Origin of the sequence: Streptococcus sp. 20925_1_69 (genome assembly GCF_041432365.1) — a bacterium.
Taxonomy (GTDB): Bacteria; Bacillota; Bacilli; order Lactobacillales; family Streptococcaceae; genus Streptococcus.
This window is the reverse complement of the sequence record NZ_JAPVZL010000010.1, coordinates 20261-39031: the sequence shown is the minus strand read 5'-3', so window position 1 is coordinate 39031 and position 18771 is coordinate 20261. Positions and strand designations below refer to the sequence as shown.

Below are 18771 nucleotides of genomic sequence, written 5' to 3'. Positions count from 1 at the left end.
ATAATTCATTATAACACAAAATAAGATTTTTAACACCCTTGAACTCTCTAAACGTTCGTAAATATCCCTGTTTTTAAGATTTTTAAAGTCCTTTCTTAAATTTTATATGGCTTTATAGTTTGAAACTATATTCTTTCCTTTTACCAAATTTTTATCACTTTCATTTTACTTACCGTTTATTTTTGTGTACAATAGTGCTATGAAAATTTTAGTTACATCGGGCGGTACCAGTGAAGCTATTGATAGCGTCCGCTCCATCACTAACCATTCTACAGGTCGCTTGGGCAAAATCATCACAGAAACCTTGCTTGCTGCAGGGCATGAAGTTTGTTTAATTACTACAAAACGAGCTCTGAAGCCAGAAGCCCATCCCAACCTAAGCATTCGAGAAATTAGCAATACCAAGGACCTTCTTCTTGAAATGCAAGAACGTGTCAAGGACTATCAGGTTTTGATTCACTCAATGGCTGTGTCCGATTACACTCCTGTTTATATGACGGGGCTTGAGGAAGTTCAGGCTAGCTCTAATTTGGAAGAATTTTTAAGCAAGCAGAATCATCAGGCCAAGATTTCTTCAACTGATGAGGTTCAGGTTTTGTTCCTTAAAAAGACACCCAAAATCATCTCCCTAGTCAAGGAATGGAATCCTGCTATTCATCTGATTGGCTTCAAACTGCTGGTTGATGTCTCTGAGGATTATCTCATCGAGATTGCTAGAAAAAGTCTTATCAAGAACCAAGCAGACTTAATTATCGCAAATGACCTGACTCAAATTTCAGCAAACCAGCATCGTGCAATCTTTGTTGAAAAAGATCAGCTTCAAATAGTCCAGACTAAAGAAGAAATTGCAGAACTCCTCCTTGAAAAAATTCAAACCTATCATTCATAGAAAGGAAAGCTATGGCACATATTCTCTTGGCTGTAACGGGGTCAATCGCCTCTTACAAGTCGGCAGATTTAGTCAGTTCTCTAAAAAAACAAGGCCATCAAGTCACTGTCTTAATGACTCAGGCTGCTACAGAGTTTATCCAACCTTTGACACTACAGGTACTCTCACAGAATTCCGTCCACCTGGATGTCATGAAGGAACCCTATCCTGAACAGGTTAATCATATCGAACTTGGAAAAGAAACTGATCTATTCATCGTGGCCCCTGCAACAGCTAACACTATTGCAAAACTAGCCCATGGCTTTGCGGACAACATGGTGACCAGTACGGCTCTAGCCTTGCCAAGTCATATCCCAAAACTCATCGCACCAGCAATGAATACAAAAATGTATGACCATCCGGCAACTCAGGCTAATCTAAAAACATTAGAAAGCTACGGCTATCAGCTGATTGCTCCTAAGGAATCCCTACTAGCTTGTGGCGACCATGGACGAGGAGCTTTAGCCGACCTCACAATTATTTTAGAAAGAATAAAGGAAACTATCGATGAAAAAACGCTCTAATATTGCACCTATTGCTATCTTTTTTGCAACCATGCTCGTAATACACTTTCTGAGCTCACTTATCTTTAACCTTTTTCCATTTCCAATCAAACCGACTATCGTTCATATTCCTGTCATTATTGCCAGCATTATTTACGGTCCACGAGTTGGGGTTACACTTGGATTTTTGATGGGGCTTCTTAGCTTGACAGTTAATACTATTACAATTTTACCAACAAGCTACCTCTTCTCCCCATTTGTACCAAACGGAAACATCTACTCAGCTATCATTGCCATCGTCCCACGTATTTTGATTGGTTTAACTCCGTATCTAGTCTATAAACTGATGAAAAATAAAACTGGTCTTATTTTAGCTGGTGCCCTTGGTTCACTTACCAACACAGTCTTTGTACTTGGTGGAATTTTCTACCTTTTTGGAAATGTTTTTGATGGTAATATCCAAAAACTCCTAGCAACTGTTATCTCAACAAATTCCATTGCCGAATTAGTCATTTCCGCAGTTCTAACCCTAGCCATTGTTCCAAGACTACAGACTTTGAAAAAATAAAAACATCTCCACTTTCAAGCTTGAAGGTGGAGATTTTGTTTGAAGTAGTTTCTTTTTAGTGAAATCTTTACCAATATTTAACTTACAAACGACCTATAAACCCAAGTAAATCCTTGCTTTATTGTCTTCTTTATAGTACTATACTAGTGTATATACAGTTAAAAAGGAGATTCTTATGAACACACGGAAAAAGACACAATTTATGACAATGACTGCCCTCTTAACGGCTATTGCGATTTTGATTCCGATTGTGATGCCTTTCAAGATTGTCATTCCACCTGCTTCTTATACTTTAGGAAGCCACATCGCTATTTTTATCGCTATGTTCTTGTCGCCCTTGATGGCAATTTTTGTCATCCTAGCCTCTAGTTTTGGATTTTTGATGGCTGGCTATCCCATGGTTATCGTATTTCGAGCTTTTTCCCATATCTTTTTTGGGACTTTGGGAGCTCTTTACCTACAAAAATTCCCCGATACCCTAGATAAACCAAAATCTTCCTGGATTTTCAACTTTGTGTTAGCGCTTGTCCATGCCCTTGCTGAAGTATTAGCCTGTGTCGTTTTTTACGCAACTTCTGGTACTAATGTAGAAAATATGTTTTATGTTCTCTTTGTGCTAGTTGGATTTGGCACAATTATCCATAGTATGGTAGACTATACATTAGCACTAGCTGTCTATAAAGTGCTTCGAAAACGCCGTTAAAAAGGAAAAGCTATGACAAAAGATCGCAAACATGCTCTGCTCCAACTCTTGAAAGAAGCTCCTAAAGCCCTCAATGGTCAAAGTTTGGCTGAACATTTTCATGTCACACGTCAGGTCATTGTACAGGACATTGCAATTTTGAGAGCCGATGGCGCTCCTATCCTATCCACTAATCGTGGCTACATCTATAAGCAAATTGAAACCAATCCTTATGTTCACAAACTGTTCAAAGTGAAACATGAAGTTGAAGAAATCGGTCAGGAACTCCTTGCTATCGTTGATAATGGAGGGCGTGTTCAGAATACCTTGATTGATCATCCCGTTTATGGAGAAATTGAAACCTTGCTGAAACTGTCTTGTCGCCGAGATGTGCAACATTTTCTAGAACAAGTCGAGCATTCTGACTTTAGACCTCTGTCTGAATTGACAGATGGCATCCATTACCACCTAGTCGAAGCTGAAACACAACAAGACCTCCACTATATTGAGGAGGCCTTGGAGCAGCTAGGTTATTTAGTAAAAGACTAGAAGATTTTCTTGTCCCAGCCATCTTCTGTACGGTGGCGGTAGAAAAACTCTGATTTGTCCGGAGCTTCCATCATCTCCATCAAAGGTAGCATATCATAGGCCAGATCCAAGTTTGGAATCTGGTCTTTTTGCACCCAAGAAACTTCTCCTTCATCTGAAGAGCGAAGGGTACCAGAGAAATCAGTTGCCTTATAACAAACGACAATATAGCGCCCACCTGTATCCAGCGGCCAATTTTTAATACCGACAAGTTGAGGATTTTGTATAGTCAACCCTGTTTCTTCATAGATTTCACGAATGACTGACTCTGCAAAAGACTCGCCATTTTCTACATGACCTCCAGGAAAGGCATAACCTGACCAGCGATTGGTTTCAGGAGCGCGATACTGCATCACCACTCGCTGAGTTTCGAGGTCTTCAATCAGACAAATGTTTGTTAAAATCGTTAATTGGGAACGGGACATATTTTCTCCTTTAGATAATATTCTAATCCAACGCCTTGACTTCCAACATCATATCCCGAATCTGAGCTGCTAGTTCAAAGTCAAGCACTTCAACGGCTTCTTGCATTTGTTTTTCAAGTTTCTTGACAAGTTCTTTGCGTTCTTGTTTGTTAAGGCTATTGATATCGACTTCCTTGTCCTCTTCCTTAGCAACTGCCTTGGTCACAGCAATCAGGTCACGGATTTCTTTCTTGATTGTCTGAGGCACAATACCGTGTTCTTCATTATAGGCCATCTGGATTTTCCGACGGCGGGCAGTTTCATCGATAGCACGTTGCATAGACTGGGTAACCGTGTCCGCATACATGATGACATGACCTTCACTGTTACGAGCAGCACGACCAATGGTCTGGATAAGGCCACGTTCATTACGAAGGAAACCTTCCTTGTCAGCATCAAGAATGGCTACGAGGCTCACTTCAGGAACGTCAATCCCTTCACGGAGCAGGTTGATTCCGACCAAAACATCAAAGACACCCAAGCGCAGGTCACGGATAATCTCCGTCCGTTCCAAGGTCTTAATATCCGAGTGCATGTACTTAACCTTGATACCCATTTCCTTGAAGTAGTCGGTCAAATCTTCTGCCATTTTCTTGGTCAAAGTTGTGATAAAGGTTCGCTCGTTCTTTTCAACACGGGCATTAATTTCACCTAAGAGGTCATCAATCTGTCCCATAGTCGGACGGACTTCCACCTCAGGATCCAAAAGCCCTGTCGGACGAATGATTTGCTCAATTACTGTCTCAGTCTGTTCATTTTCATAGTCACCCGGTGTCGCTGAAACGTAAACAATCTGATGCACATGGCTTTCAAACTCTTCACGACGAAGAGGACGATTGTCCAAGGCGGAGGGCAAACGGAAACCATAATTTACTAACATTTCCTTACGAGAACGGTCTCCATTGTACATGCCCTTGATTTGTCCCATGGTCATGTGACTTTCGTCAATCATAATCAAGAAATCATCTGGGAAGAAGTCGAGAAGCGTATAAGGAGGCTCTCCTTCGCTCCGTCCATCCATGTGACGTGAGTAGTTTTCAACCCCATTTGTATAGCCCATCTCGCGCAGCATTTCGATATCATACTCTGTCCGCTGTTTCAAACGCTGGGCTTCAAGCAGTTTGCCTTCCTTCTCAAAGATAGCTAGTTGCTCTTCTAATTCTGCTTGAATCTTGGCAATAGCATCCTCCATATGATCGTCATTGGTCACAAAGTGAGTAGCTGGGAAAATAGCCAAATGATCCACTTCTCCCAACACCTGACCTGTCAGAGCCTCAACTTCACGAATACGGTCAATTTCGTCACCGAAGAACTCTACTCGAAAGGCGTGTTCATCACGAGAGGCTGGGAAAATCTCTACCACATCCCCACGCACACGAAATCTTCCCCGTTGGAAATCAATATCATTGCGTTCAAACTGGATATCAACCAAGTCATTCAAGAGTTTATCACGAGAAATTTCAAGACCTGGACGGAGACTAACGACACTATCAGCGTATTCCTTGGGCGAACCCAAACCATAGATACAAGAGACTGAAGCTACGACAATAACATCATTGCGCTCCAAAAGGGCTGAAGTCGCTGAGTGACGGAGCTTGTCAATCTCGTCATTGACAGAACTATCCTTTTCAATATAGGTATCGCTGGAAGGGACATAGGCCTCTGGTTGGTAATAATCATAGTAAGATACGAAGTACTCAACTGCATTTTCAGGGAAAAATTCCTTAAATTCTCCATAGAGCTGACCAGCAAGCGTCTTATTGTGGGCGATGACCAGAGTTGGTTTATTTACTTTGGAAATAACCTGACTCATGGTGTAGGTCTTCCCTGTTCCAGTCGCCCCCATCAGAATCTGAGCTTTTTCTCCACCCTCGATATTATCAACCAACTGCTCGATAGCTTGTGGTTGATCTCCTGATGGCTGATATTTTGATACTAGTTTAAATTGATTATCTGTAATACGATTGATCATAAGAATCCTCTCTCCATGTGCTATTCCTATTTTAGCATACTTACAGCATTTTCACGAAGAAAAGGACGGACAGAAGTCACATCCTTTCATTTTCTTCCTTTAATTGGTAAGCGAGATAGACAATCAGCAGTAGCAATACCAGACTTGTCATGATAGAACCTTCAATCCCAAAAGATCCTCCTGATAGCCAATCTTGATTACCTTGTGGCAAAAAGGTCATCAGAGATGTTCCTGACGGTTGACCACTAACTAAAATCCCAAAGAGATTACCCTGAGCAAAATTCCAAGCCCCATGAATACCTGCAACACCCCAAACAGTATCAGTTTTGAGAAGGTAAAGAGTCATGGCAACTCCGAATAAAAAGAGATTTACTAGAGATAGTGGTGTTAGACCAGAATTGCCCATATGAAGCAGGGTAAAGAATAGGCTAGATATAAGAACAGCAAGTTTTAGATTAGTTCTTGAGGCCAATTGGGGAAGGAGCCAAGCACGGGCCACCACTTCTTCTGCTGTCCCCTGTAAAATCCAAAATGGGATAGTAAAGACAACAAAGGCAAGCGAATAAGGATTTAAGTGAATAGACTCAAAACGATATTGCCCCAAGGCTACTAACACTAACAAGGTCAGAAGAAAAAGTGCCAGGCCTAAGCCAAATCCTTTAAGAAGATTGCTTAGGAAATTCTCTCTATAAAATCCCAAGGTTCGAATAGGTCTTTTCTCAACTTTTCTAGTCCATCTGAACACAGTGTTGAGAACGAACCCAAAGGCCAGTAATTCTAAAATTAAACGAAAATCACCTGTTTTATCCGTCAAGCTCTGATGCAAGGTCTGCAAGTAGGTTGCAAGATTTTGACCAGCCTCTCCAAAATTTCTAGCAAGTCCGATGAGAGCTAATAAACTAATACCATACAGAGTATAAGCCACAAACTCTCCTATGAAGACAAAAGCAAAGGCTAACAAGGGGCTTGTGTAAATGTTTAAACTCATTTTTGAAGCTTGGAAGTCTTTAAATATTCTTTTGTTCTTCATATCCCTGTCCTCTTTTCTTCTATATATACTATTATTATAGCACTTTTTAATAGCAATTCAAGAAAGAAAGAAAGAAAAGAAAAAACAATGTTACATTTTCTGACACAGAAATATAAAAATTTGCCTTTTTTTACTTTTTCTGATATAATGGGAAAATATTCGGAAAAGGAGACTAAAAATGAAGAAAAAATTTCTAGCATTTTTGCTAATTTTATTCCCAATTTTCTCATTAGGTATTGCGAAAGCAGAGACGATTAAGATTGTGTCTGATACCGCCTATGCACCTTTTGAGTTTAAAGATTCAGATCAAACTTATAAAGGAATTGATGTTGACATTATTAACAAAGTCGCTGAGATTAAAGGATGGAACATTCAGATGTCTTATCCCGGATTTGACGCAGCGGTAAATGCGGTTCAAGCTGGTCAAGCTGACGCTATCATGGCAGGGATGACAAAGACGAAAGAACGTGAAAAAGTTTTCACCATGTCTGATACTTACTATGATACAAAAGTTGTCATTGCTACTACAAAGGCACACAAGATTAGCAAGTACGACCAATTAACTGGCAAAACCGTTGGTGTTAAAAACGGAACTGCTGCTCAACGTTTTCTTGAAACAATCAAAGATAAATACGGCTTTACTATTAAAACATTTGACACTAGTGATTTGATGAACAACAGCTTGAGTGCTGGTGCCATCGATGCTATGATGGATGATAAACCTGTTATCGAGTATGCCATTAACCAAGGGCAAGACCTCCATATTGAAATGGATGGTGAAGCTGTAGGTAGCTTTGCTTTCGGTGTTAAAAAAGGTAGCAAATACGAGCATCTAGTCACTGAATTTAACCAAGCCTTGGCTGAAATGAAAAAAGATGGTAGTCTTGATAAAATCATCAAGAAATGGACTGCTTCATCATCTTCAGCAGTGCCAACTACAACTACTCTAGCAGGATTAAAAGCCATTCCTGTTAAGGCTAAATACATCATTGCCAGCGATTCTTCTTTTGCACCTTTTGTTTTCCAAAATTCAAGCAACCAATTTACTGGTATTGATATGGAATTGATTAAGGCAATCGCTAAGGACCAAGGTTTTGAAATTGAAATCACCAACCCTGGTTTTGATGCTGCTATCAGTGCTGTTCAAGCTGGTCAAGCTGATGGTATCATTGCTGGTATGTCTGTCACTGATGCTCGTAAGGCAACTTTTGACTTCTCAGAATCATACTACACTGCCAATACTATCCTTGGTGTCAAAGAATCAAGCAATATTGCTTCTTATGAAGATTTGAAAGGGAAGACAGTTGGTGTTAAAAACGGAACTGCTTCTCAAACATTCCTAACAGAAAATCAAAACAAATACGGTTACAAAATCAAAACATTTGCTGATGGTTCTTCAATGTATGACAGTTTAAACACTGGTGCCATTGATGCCGTTATGGATGATGAACCTGTTCTCAAATATTCTATCAGCCAAGGACAAAAATTGAAAACTCCAATCGCTGGAACTCCAATCGGTGAAACAGCCTTTGCCGTTAAAAAAGGAGCAAATCCAGAGTTAATTGAAATGTTCAACAACGGACTGGCAAACCTTAAAGCAAACGGAGAATTCCAAAAGATTCTTGATAAATACCTAGCTAGTGAGTCATCAACTGCTTCAACAAGCACTGTTGATGAGACAACTATCTGGGGCTTGCTTCAAAACAACTACAAACAACTCCTTAGCGGTCTTGGTATCACTCTTGCTCTAGCTCTTATCTCATTTGCTATTGCTATTGTTATCGGGATTATCTTCGGTATGTTTAGTGTCAGCCCCTACAAATCTCTTCGTGTGATTTCTGAGATTTTCGTTGACGTTATCCGTGGTATTCCTTTGATGATTCTTGCAGCCTTCATCTTCTGGGGAATTCCAAACTTCATCGAGTCTATCACAGGCCAACAAAGTCCAATTAACGACTTCGTAGCCGGTACCATTGCCCTCTCACTCAATGCGGCTGCTTATATCGCTGAAATCGTTCGTGGTGGTATTCAGGCCGTTCCAGTTGGTCAAATGGAAGCCAGCCGAAGCTTGGGTATCTCTTATGGAAAAACCATGCGTAAGATTATCTTGCCACAAGCAACTAAATTGATGTTGCCAAACTTTGTTAACCAATTCGTTATCGCTCTTAAAGATACAACCATCGTATCTGCTATCGGTTTGGTTGAACTCTTCCAAACTGGTAAGATTATCATCGCCCGTAACTACCAAAGTTTCAAGATGTATGCAATCCTTGCTATCTTCTATCTTGTAATTATCACACTTTTGACTAGACTAGCGAAACGCTTAGAAAAGAGGATTCGTTAATGGCAAAATTAAAAATTGATGTAAATGATTTACACAAAAACTACGGAAAAAATGAAGTTTTAAAAGGAATTACGACTAAGTTCTATGAAGGGGATGTTGTTTGTATCATCGGTCCTTCAGGTTCTGGTAAGTCAACCTTCCTCCGTAGCCTCAATCTTCTAGAAGAAGTCACTAGTGGTCACATCACTGTGAACGGTTATGACTTAACTGAAAAAACAACCAATGTTGACCACGTCCGTGAAAATATCGGAATGGTTTTCCAACACTTCAACCTCTTCCCACACATGTCTGTATTGGACAACATTACCTTTGCTCCTATTGAGCACAAGTTGATGACTAAGGAAGAAGCTGAGCAATTGGGAATGGAGTTGCTTGAGAAGGTTGGGCTAGCAGATAAAGCTAATGCAAACCCAGATAGCCTATCAGGTGGTCAAAAACAACGTGTAGCCATCGCTCGTGGACTAGCAATGAATCCAGACATCATGCTCTTTGATGAACCAACTTCTGCCCTTGACCCTGAGATGGTTGGAGACGTACTAAACGTTATGAAAGAATTAGCTGAGCAAGGCATGACCATGATTATCGTAACCCATGAGATGGGATTTGCCCGTCAGGTTGCCAACCGCGTTATCTTTACTGCAGATGGTGAATTCCTTGAAGACGGAACACCTGATCAAATCTTTGATAACCCACAACACCCACGTCTGAAAGAGTTCTTGGACAAGGTCTTAAACGTCTAAACTCAAACTGTAAGGATTTCCTTGCAGTTTTTTTCTATCTCGTATTGGATTTTTTGATTTTTCGTAAAATTATGTTAGAATTAAATTTATGAAATGAGGTTTCCTCATACCTAGCAAGACTAGGAATAAAAATAGAAATTAGGTAGCTAGATGTCATCTAAGGTTATTGTTACAATTTTCGGTGCGAGTGGAGACCTGGCTAAACGCAAGCTCTACCCTTCCCTTTTTAGACTATATAAATCCGGCAATCTTTCCGAGCACTTTGCTGTTATTGGAACTGCCCGTCGTCCTTGGAGCAAGGAATATTTTGAATCTGTTGTAGTCGAATCCATCCTTGATTTGGCAGATAGTACCGAACAGGCTCAAGAGTTCGCTAGCCACTTCTACTATCAAAGTCATGATGTCAATGACACGGAACACTACATCGCTTTACGTCAATTACAGGCTGAACTAAATGACAAGTACCAAGCTGAACACAACAAACTCTTCTTCTTGTCGATGGCACCTCAGTTCTTTGGAACCATTGCAAAGCACCTCAAGTCTGAAAACATTGTAGATGGTAAAGGTTTTGAACGTTTAATCGTTGAAAAACCATTTGGTACAGATTACGCAACTGCAAGCAAGTTGAATGACGAACTCCTAGCAACATTTGACGAAGAACAAATTTTCCGTATTGACCATTATCTTGGTAAGGAAATGATTCAAAGCATCTTTGCAGTTCGCTTTGCAAACTTGATTTTTGAAAACGTTTGGAACAAGGACTTTATCGATAATGTTCAAATTACCTTTGCAGAGCGCTTGGGTGTAGAAGAGCGTGGGGGATACTATGACCAATCTGGTGCCCTCCGCGACATGGTACAGAACCATACACTCCAACTTCTTTCACTCCTTGCCATGGACAAGCCAGCAACCTTCACAAAAGATGAGATTCGTGCTGAGAAGATTAAGGTATTTAAAAACCTCTATCATCCAACTGATGAAGAGCTTAAAGAACACTTTATCCGTGGCCAATACCGCTCTGGTAAGATTGATGGGATGAAATACATCTCTTATCGTAGTGAGCCAAATGTAAATCCAGAATCTACAACAGAAACTTTTGCATCTGGTGCCTTCTTTGTAGACAGTGATCGATTCCGTGGTGTTCCTTTCTTCTTCCGTACTGGTAAACGTCTGACTGAAAAAGGAACTCATGTCAACATCGTCTTTAAACAAATGGACTCTATCTTTGGAGAACCACTTGCTCCAAACATTTTGACCATCTATATCCAACCCACAGAAGGCTTCTCTCTCAGTCTAAATGGGAAGCAAGTAGGAGAAGAATTTAACTTGGCTCCTAACTCACTTGATTACCGTACAGATGCGACCGCAACTGGTGCTTCTCCAGAACCATACGAGAAATTGATTTATGATGTCTTAAATAACAACTCAACTAACTTTAGCCACTGGGATGAAGTTGGTGCGTCATGGAAATTGATTGACCGTATCGAAGAGCTCTGGGCTGAAAATGGTGCCCCACTTCATGATTATAAAGCTGGAAGCATGGGACCTCAAGCCAGCTTTGACTTACTTGAAAAATTCGATGCCAAATGGACTTGGCAACCAGATATCGCCTATCGTCAAGATGGTCGTTTAGAATAAAAAAATTCCTGCAAGTTTGTACCTTGCAGGAATTTTGCTTCTGATTAGATTAAGCCTTCCAAGAGACCCTTCATAAAGTTTTCTGAGTTAAACTCGCCAATATCATCGATTTTTTCACCAAATCCAATCAATTTTACAGGAATATTGAGTTCTTCACGGATGGCTAGAACAACACCACCTCGAGCAGTTCCATCAATCTTAGTCAAGACAATTCCAGTTAATGGCGTGATTTTTGAAAATTCTTTGGCCTGTACCAGGGCATTTTGACCCGTTGATGCATCCAGAGCCAAGAAGGTTTCATGGGGTGCCTCTGGCACAACACGTTTAATGATACGACCAATCTTCTCCAACTCAGCCATGAGGTTGTCCTTGTTTTGCAAACGACCAGCAGTATCAATCATGAGAATATCGATACCTTCAGCTACAGCACGTTCCATGCCATCAAAGACTACACTGGCTGGATCAGCTTTTTCAGGTCCAGTCACAACTGGAACGTCCACACGACGGCCCCATTCAGCAAGCTGGGCTACTGCCCCTGCACGGAAGGTATCTGCCGCAACCAACATGACCTTCTTACCAGCTTGTTTATAGCGGTGAGCTAGTTTCCCGATAGAAGTTGTTTTCCCAACACCATTCACACCAACAAAGAGCATGACTGTCAAGCCATCTTGGAAGTGGATACTTTCATCGTAGTTGCCATCCTTTTCATAAAGCTCAACCAATTTCTCAATGATGACACGGCGAAGTACATCAGGTTTCTTGGCATTTTCAAGCTTGGCTTCGTAGCGTAGCTCCTCTGTTAAGTTAGAAGCGACTTGTACACCAACGTCACTCATGATCAGCAATTCTTCCAGTTCCTCGAAAAATTCTTCGTCAACAGAGCGGAAGTTAGCAAAGAAGGCGTTCAAGCGAGCACCAAATCCTGTACGAGTTTTCTTGAGACTGCGGTCATATTTTTCCTGAACAGTCTCTTCTACTTGAGGCGTTTCTGCTTCAAGAACTTCAGAATTATTTTCTTCTACAGTTTCTAGGAGCTCAGTTTTCTCTTCCTCTAGGACTTCTTCTTGAGAAACCTCTGCAGCTGGCTCTAAATCCAGATTTTCTTCAACTTTGACTTGGATTTCCTCTTCTTGGAGCGCAACGTCTTCAACAACTTCAACCTCTGCTTCTTCTTGAGAAACTTCCTCAGCTTCTGTAAGGGCAGGCTCAGTATCTTCAGACAAATCAAGATTTTCTAGAGCTTCTTTTACAACTTCTTCGATTTTAGGTTCTTCTTTTTTTCCGAATAAACGGTCAAATAATCCCATATCTTAGTTCTCCTTTAGCACGTATTCTTCGATAGCCCAGGCAACAGCTTCTTCATCATTGGTCATTGGCGTCACTACATTTGCGACTGCCTTGACTTCAGGAACAGCGTTTTGCATGGCAACACCGAGTCCTGCCCACTCAATCATAGCCAAATCATTGGCCTCATCTCCACAGGCCATGACTTGGCTTTGGTCGATTCCAAGATGGCTGATTAGTTTTGCCAAACCTGTTGCTTTATGAACATTCTTTGGTGACCACTCTAGCAACATTTCACGTGATTTAAAGATTTCATATTGGTCAAACAATTCTGGAGATATCTTCTGAATGGCTGCATCCAAGGGTTCTTGAGCAAAGGCAGTCACGCATTTATTGTAGGTCATTTGACTAGACAAGTCTTCAAAGTCAACTGGAACAAAGGTCAAAGCTGGATTGAATTTGGCATACAGACTTTCTTGGTCCGATTGGATTTGATAAACAGTTCCTTCTGAGATAGCATCAAGAGGCAGTAATAATTTCTCTGTTTCTTCATACAAACGTGCCACATCATCATATGAAAAGACTGTTTTATCAAGGATTTCACCTGTATTTTTCTGAACTAATCCACCATTAAAGGTAATCGTATACTCATCTTCGTGGCCGTCAGTCCCTAACTCATGGAGAAAGAAATCCATGGCTTTTAAGGGACGACCAGTTGTCAATACGACCTTGATACCACGATCACGCGCAGCTTTCAAGGTTGCCTTGGTACGATCCGTCAGCCTTTTATCAGTAGTCAGCAAGGTGCCGTCCAAGTCCAATGCAATCAATTTTATATCTGCCATTATAAGCCCTCCATATAAGCTATAACCGACTGGTCCTTATGGTGACCAATCACAGTCTCTGCTAATTCTAAAATTTCTGGTCGTGCATTTTCAGGAGCTACAGGATGTCCCACAACCTGCATCATATGCAAATCATTTAGATTGTCTCCAAAAGCCATAACCTGATCCATTGTGATACCAAGTTTTTTAGCCAATTCAACAATAGCCACTCCCTTATCGACATAGTCCAGAACAATATCAATAGATTCAAAGCCAGTTGTCATGGCCTTAACACCAGGAACATGTTCATTGACCCAAGCTTCTCCAGCTTCTAGCGTTTCTTCTGTGAAGTTGGTTGTAAATTTGAAAATATCATCTGTGATATCTTCCAAACTCGCTACTTTTTGGATATTTTCATTATAGTGCTGACTCACTTTTAAATAGATCTCATCAACCGTATCTAGCACATAAGAGCCTTTTTTCCCCGTCAAGAGCAGTTTATTGATATCTACATAAGGTGAAGTTTTCAGCTTTTCAAAAGTTGCCAGATAAAAATCACGAGACATAGTCGCTTCATACAAGTCCTGACCTTGATACTCTACCAAACTGCCATTTTCCGCGATGAAAATAATGTCATCACGAACATCAGCAAATAATTTTTCTAGAGACAGAAATCCGCGTCCTGAAGCCACCGCAAAGTAAATCCCTTTTTCCTTGTAGGAAGCCAAGAGAGACTTGAGGCGGTCCATATCAAAGCGCCCATTCCCATCTAGGAAGGTTCCGTCCATATCCGTTGCTACTAGTTTAATTGTCATCTTTCAATACTTTCTAAATCTTTTAACTTCACCGAAACAATTTTTGAGACACCTGATTCTTGCATAGTCACTCCATAGATAGAATCAGCCGCTGCCATGGTTCCCTTACGGTGGGTTACGACGATAAACTGGCTGTCCTTGTCAAATCGATTGAGATAATCCCCAAAACGTTTAACATTAGCTTCATCCAGCGCAGCCTCTACCTCATCCAAGATAACAAATGGAATGGTCTTAACACGAATAATAGAGAAGAGCAAGGCAAGAGCCGATAGAGCTTTTTCACCACCACTCATGAGGTTAAGCGACTGGATTTTCTTACCTGGAGGTTGAACAGAAATCTCCACACCAGCTGTTAAAAGGTCGCCCTCAGTCAATATCAAGTCTGCCTGACCTCCGCCAAACATCTGTTTGAAGGTCACTTTAAAGGACTCACGAATAGCTTCAAAGGTTGATTTAAAGCGTTCCTTGACCTCATCATTCATCTCTGTAATGGTCTCAAGGAGCAAGTTTTTCGCTGACAAAATGTCATCACGTTGACTATTCAAGAAATCCAAACGGTTGTGAACCTCTTCATACTGGTCAATAGCTTCTAAGTTGACAGGTCCCAGTGATCGAATAGCCTTCTCTAAATCCTTCACCTCTTGCTCTGCCAGATTGAGATTTTCCAACTCATGCGCCTTTTCTAGAGCTTCAGTATAGCTAATCTGATACTGGTCTGTTAATTGACTTTGTAAATGGCGCAAGCGCTCGCTAACCTTTTCTTTCTTTGCTTCAGCACGTGTTTGCTTGCGAATCCACTCTTCATTCTGTTGGCGAGCCTGATCCAAATGACTAGCAATATCATCCAGTTGACCTTCAATATCATCCAATTCAAACTGCTTGCGAATCAAACCTTGTTGGAGATTTGTTTTCTGCATTTTGGCTTCTTCCACCTGTTGATTGAGCTGATCTGTATCAACCTTCTCCAGATTATCAACCTTTTCTTGGAGAAGACGCTGGATTTCCTCTTGTTCGATATCTAAATTGTCCAATTCCTTGCCTAAACGCTCAATATTAGCCACTTCATAACGTTTTTGCCCTTGCAGTTCTGTCTTAAGCAAGCGTGCTTGCGCTAGCTCTTCCTGCAAGTTTTGATAGCGTTCTTGGATGGCGTTTTTGTTAGACTTAATCTCTTCAATCTCAACTTCCAGATTTTGCTTGTCACTGGCAATAGTAGCAAGACGCTCTTGGCATTTTTCCTTATCTGCTTGCCAATCTCCCTCAGAAAGACGATTTAATTCCTCTTCTTGGAGTTTCCAAAGAGTTTCCAGTTCTTCAACTTGCTTACTGGTCTGCTGATAAGCAAGCGATAAGCCCTGCTCCTGAATACGAGCCTGCTCACCCTGAGATTTGATGGCTTCTAATGATTCAGTCAATCTAGCCATCTCATCTTGCAATACCTTCAAACTCGCTTCTTCAGAACGCAAGTTTGCTTCTTCTTCAGCAATTTCTTTTTGTAATTGCTCCAGTTCTGGCTTGATAAAAATACTGTTGTTCTGGCGATTGGCTCCACCTGCATAGGAACCACCTGTACGAAGCTCTGTCCCATCCAATGTCACAATGCGAATCTGATAACGAACCTGGCGAGCAGCTGCACGCGCATGTTCTACGGTATCAAAGATAGCCGTCGTAGCTAGCAAGTTCTTGAAAATGGCTTCCAGTCTAGTATCGAAAGTAACTAACTCATCTGCCATGCCCAGAAATCCTGGACTTGCAGCGATAGCATCTTGGTTCTGACTAGAAATTGTACGGGCCTTGATAGTCGTCAACGGAAGGAAGGTTGCACGACCAGATCTGTTTCGTTTGAGGAAGTCTATAGCCTTAGTCGCCGCGTTCTCATCTTCTACGATGATGTGCTGACTGCTTGCTCCAAGCGCAATCTCTAAGGCAGTTTGATAATGAACATCAAAAGTCAGATGCTCACTAACTGCGCCAATAATTCCACCAAGGCGATCTTTTTCTTGGAGGACACTCTTGACACCTGCATAAAAGTTGCTATGATTTCTTAGGATGTTTTCCAAACTTTGGGCTCTAGCCTGCTTGTTTTTAAGACTGTCCAGACGGTCAAAGAGTTGACTTTGTTGAGCTTGATAGGAAGCTTTCTGCTCCTCTTGCTCCTTGGCAATAGCTTGATAGTCGGCCAATAATTTCTGAACTTGCTCCTTAGCAGTTTCAAGCTCAGCATTTTGCTTACTAGCCTTCTCTTTAGCTGTAGCCAATTGTTCTTTTAGCTTTTCTAGTTGATCTGCTTGTTTTTGAGAAAGCTGACGACTATTTTCCAACTCATTCTCGATGCGGGTCAGTTGGTTTGAGACATCCGCTTCTTCTTGTAAAAGGGCCACAAAGCGTTCACGTAAGAGCTCAATCATCTGATCAGGATCATCTGAAAAAGCTAGCAATTCAGCTTCTAAACGATTGAGTTTTTGATTATTTTGGACTAGATTTTCCTCTAAAAGTGCTAAAGAGCTTTCCTTATCAGATTTTTCTTTGCTGAGTGAATTTCTCTTATCCTCCAAAGAGGCCAAACGGGCTTGTGCTTCCTGTTGATTCAGGGCTACTTGCTCAGATTCCAGTTTCGATAAGGCTAATTTTCTCTCTAAATCACTAATTAGACTGGTCAGATCCATCAAACTGCCTTGGTCTTTGGCCATTTCAGCCTGTAAATCTTGGCGTTGCTTCTTGAGATTCTGATTTTCCTCTTCTAATTTTTCACGCTTTTGGTAATAGCTCGTCAAGAGTTCCTGAACCTGTGCCAACTCTTCTTCTGTCGACTCTAGTTCAGCCTTATTTTCCTTGATTTGAGCAACAAGGACATCTAAGTAAATAGCCTTACGTTGGACTTCCAAGTCTAGAAATTTGCGGGCATTCTCAGCTTGCTTCTCAAGAGGCTTGATTTGATTATCCAACTCGTAGATAATGTCTTCAAGACGGTCTAAATTGTCCTGAGTTTGCTGCAGTTTACTCTCAGTTTCTTTTCGACGAGTCTTGTATTTCAAAACTCCAGCAGCTTCTTCAAAAATAGCTCTCCGTTCCTCAGGCTTGGAGTTGAAAATCTCCTCAACCTTCCCTTGGGAAATGATAGAGAAGGAATCTCGTCCCAAACCTGTATCCAAGAAAAGATCATGAATATCACGCAGACGAACTTTCTTGCCGTCAATCTTGTATTCGCTATCTCCACTACGATAGATATGGCGTTCTACCCTGATTTCTTGGCCTGCATCCTTGATAAATCCGTCATTATTATCCAAAGTCACAACTACAGAAGCATAATTGAGCGGTTTACGACTTTCAGTTCCAGCAAAGATGACATCCGGCATCTTACCACCACGGAGACTCTTAACACTTGACTCCCCCAAGGCCCAACGCAGACTTTCTGTAATATTCGACTTTCCAGATCCATTGGGTCCAACGACGGCCGTCACACCTTGGTCAAAGACGACCTTGGTTTTATCAGCAAAAGACTTGAATCCTTGAATTTCGATTTCCTTTAAATACATGAATCCAGCCCTTTCTCAACGGCATTTTTGGCAGCTTCCTGCTCTGCTAATTTCTTAGAACGACCTTGTCCTTGACCGATACTCTTACCTTCAACCAGAACTTCTACATCAAAGACCTTATCGTGGGCAGGCCCTGTTTCAGAAATGACCTGATAACAAATAGCCACATCCCCATTGACCTGAAGTAACTCTTGGAGATGGGTTTTGTAGTCTGTAATCATCTCAAACTCGCCTGCTTCAACCTTAGGAATCATGACTTGATAGATAAATTCCTTGACCTTGGCCACATCCTTGTCTAAAAGTAGGGCACCAAGAAAGGCTTCAAAGGCATCACCAAGTATGGTGTCACGGTTGCGACCACCCGATTTTTCTTCCCCCTTACCAAGCTTAATAAACTGGTCAAACTGGCAATCACGCGCAAAACCAGCCAAACTCTCCTCGCGAACAATCATGGCACGGAGTTTGGACAAATCACCCTCAGGCTTTTTAGGATATTTTTTATACAGATATTCTGAAATCAATAACTGTAGAACAGCGTCTCCTAAAAATTCCAAGCGCTCATTGTGTGAAATTTTTAAGAGGCGGTGCTCATTGGCATAACTCGTATGAGTAAAGGCAGTTTCCAATAAATTTTTGTCTGCAAATTCAATTGCAAAATGGTTCTTTAGTACAGTTTGTAATTCTTTCATACCAACCTCTTTCTAACTGATAACAGTCCTTTTTATTATATCAAAAAAAGCCCCTTGAGTCACTTTAAAACGGGAATGGAGGGGATTTGGTCATTCTATAGAATATGATTTTCAGTTTTATACTTCTTCAAACCACATCAGCTTCGCATTGCCGTACTCAAGTACA

Annotated in this window: 16 protein-coding genes; 8 read left to right on the top strand and 8 right to left on the bottom strand. The window is 41.1% G+C overall.

Annotated features, from left to right (window positions below):
- Positions 1-199: 199 nt before the first annotated feature.
- The 5 genes from coaB to O3601_RS07550 all read left to right on the top strand — a co-directional run bounded on the left by coaB (position 200) and on the right by O3601_RS07550 (position 3230).
- The gene (coaB, locus tag O3601_RS07570) at positions 200-889 is read left to right on the top strand and encodes a phosphopantothenate--cysteine ligase (protein ID WP_371472197.1); all 690 of its coding nucleotides are present in this window, start codon (positions 200-202) and stop codon (positions 887-889) included.
- Positions 890-900: 11 nt separating this feature from the next.
- Positions 901-1452 (top strand): phosphopantothenoylcysteine decarboxylase, encoded by a 552-nt coding sequence (gene coaC, locus O3601_RS07565; protein WP_371472195.1) that lies wholly within the window; start codon positions 901-903, stop codon positions 1450-1452.
- The gene (locus O3601_RS07560) at positions 1436-1999 is read left to right on the top strand and encodes an ECF transporter S component (RefSeq protein ID WP_000747412.1); all 564 of its coding nucleotides are present in this window, start codon (positions 1436-1438) and stop codon (positions 1997-1999) included. The genes coaC and O3601_RS07560 overlap by 17 nt, the downstream gene beginning before the upstream one ends.
- A gap of 175 nt (positions 2000-2174) precedes the next feature.
- Complete coding sequence (locus tag O3601_RS07555; protein ID WP_371472192.1) at positions 2175-2702, top strand: hypothetical protein; 528 nt, start codon at positions 2175-2177, stop codon at positions 2700-2702.
- Between the two features lie 12 nt (positions 2703-2714).
- Positions 2715-3230: a transcription repressor NadR gene (locus tag O3601_RS07550; protein WP_371472189.1), complete on the top strand. Its 516-nt coding sequence runs from the start codon at positions 2715-2717 to the stop codon at positions 3228-3230.
- Here O3601_RS07550 and O3601_RS07545 read toward each other — a convergent pair.
- The 3 genes from O3601_RS07545 to O3601_RS07535 form a co-directional block, all read right to left on the bottom strand.
- Positions 3227-3694 (bottom strand): 8-oxo-dGTP diphosphatase, encoded by a 468-nt coding sequence (locus O3601_RS07545; RefSeq protein ID WP_371472187.1) that lies wholly within the window; start codon positions 3692-3694, stop codon positions 3227-3229. The genes O3601_RS07550 and O3601_RS07545 overlap by 4 nt on opposite strands.
- 22 nt (positions 3695-3716) lie before the next feature.
- Complete coding sequence (gene uvrB, locus O3601_RS07540; RefSeq protein WP_371472184.1) at positions 3717-5705, bottom strand: excinuclease ABC subunit UvrB; 1989 nt, start codon at positions 5703-5705, stop codon at positions 3717-3719.
- A gap of 76 nt (positions 5706-5781) precedes the next feature.
- Positions 5782-6735 (bottom strand): CPBP family intramembrane glutamic endopeptidase, encoded by a 954-nt coding sequence (locus O3601_RS07535; protein WP_371472182.1) that lies wholly within the window; start codon positions 6733-6735, stop codon positions 5782-5784.
- A gap of 178 nt (positions 6736-6913) precedes the next feature.
- Here O3601_RS07535 and O3601_RS07530 point away from each other — a divergent pair, with 178 nt between their 5' ends.
- The 3 genes from O3601_RS07530 to zwf all read left to right on the top strand — a co-directional run bounded on the left by O3601_RS07530 (position 6914) and on the right by zwf (position 11457).
- Positions 6914-9079, top strand: coding sequence for an ABC transporter substrate-binding protein/permease (locus O3601_RS07530; protein ID WP_293964756.1), 2166 nt, complete (start codon positions 6914-6916; stop codon positions 9077-9079).
- The gene (locus tag O3601_RS07525) at positions 9079-9819 is read left to right on the top strand and encodes an amino acid ABC transporter ATP-binding protein (RefSeq protein ID WP_261052508.1); all 741 of its coding nucleotides are present in this window, start codon (positions 9079-9081) and stop codon (positions 9817-9819) included. The genes O3601_RS07530 and O3601_RS07525 overlap by 1 nt, the downstream gene beginning before the upstream one ends.
- A 150-nt stretch (positions 9820-9969) precedes the next feature.
- A complete protein-coding gene (zwf, locus tag O3601_RS07520) occupies positions 9970-11457 on the top strand; it encodes a glucose-6-phosphate dehydrogenase (protein WP_371472179.1) in 1488 nt (495 codons plus the stop codon).
- A gap of 44 nt (positions 11458-11501) precedes the next feature.
- On the opposite strand, the gene ftsY is transcribed toward zwf, so the two are convergent.
- From ftsY to rnc, 5 genes are read right to left on the bottom strand one after another with little or no spacing between them, the layout of a single operon-like run.
- Positions 11502-12764: a signal recognition particle-docking protein FtsY gene (gene ftsY / locus O3601_RS07515; protein WP_371472177.1), complete on the bottom strand. Its 1263-nt coding sequence runs from the start codon at positions 12762-12764 to the stop codon at positions 11502-11504.
- Positions 12765-12767: 3 nt separating this feature from the next.
- Positions 12768-13586 (bottom strand): Cof-type HAD-IIB family hydrolase, encoded by an 819-nt coding sequence (locus O3601_RS07510; protein WP_265528599.1) that lies wholly within the window; start codon positions 13584-13586, stop codon positions 12768-12770.
- A complete protein-coding gene (locus O3601_RS07505) occupies positions 13586-14380 on the bottom strand; it encodes an HAD family hydrolase (RefSeq protein ID WP_261052760.1) in 795 nt (264 codons plus the stop codon). The genes O3601_RS07510 and O3601_RS07505 overlap by 1 nt, the downstream gene beginning before the upstream one ends.
- Positions 14377-17916 (bottom strand): chromosome segregation protein SMC, encoded by a 3540-nt coding sequence (smc, locus tag O3601_RS07500; protein ID WP_265528596.1) that lies wholly within the window; start codon positions 17914-17916, stop codon positions 14377-14379. Before smc ends, O3601_RS07505 begins: the two co-directional genes overlap by 4 nt.
- Positions 17907-18605 (bottom strand): ribonuclease III, encoded by a 699-nt coding sequence (rnc, locus tag O3601_RS07495; RefSeq protein WP_265528594.1) that lies wholly within the window; start codon positions 18603-18605, stop codon positions 17907-17909. The genes smc and rnc overlap by 10 nt, the downstream gene beginning before the upstream one ends.
- Between the last annotated feature and the right edge of the window lie 166 nt (positions 18606-18771).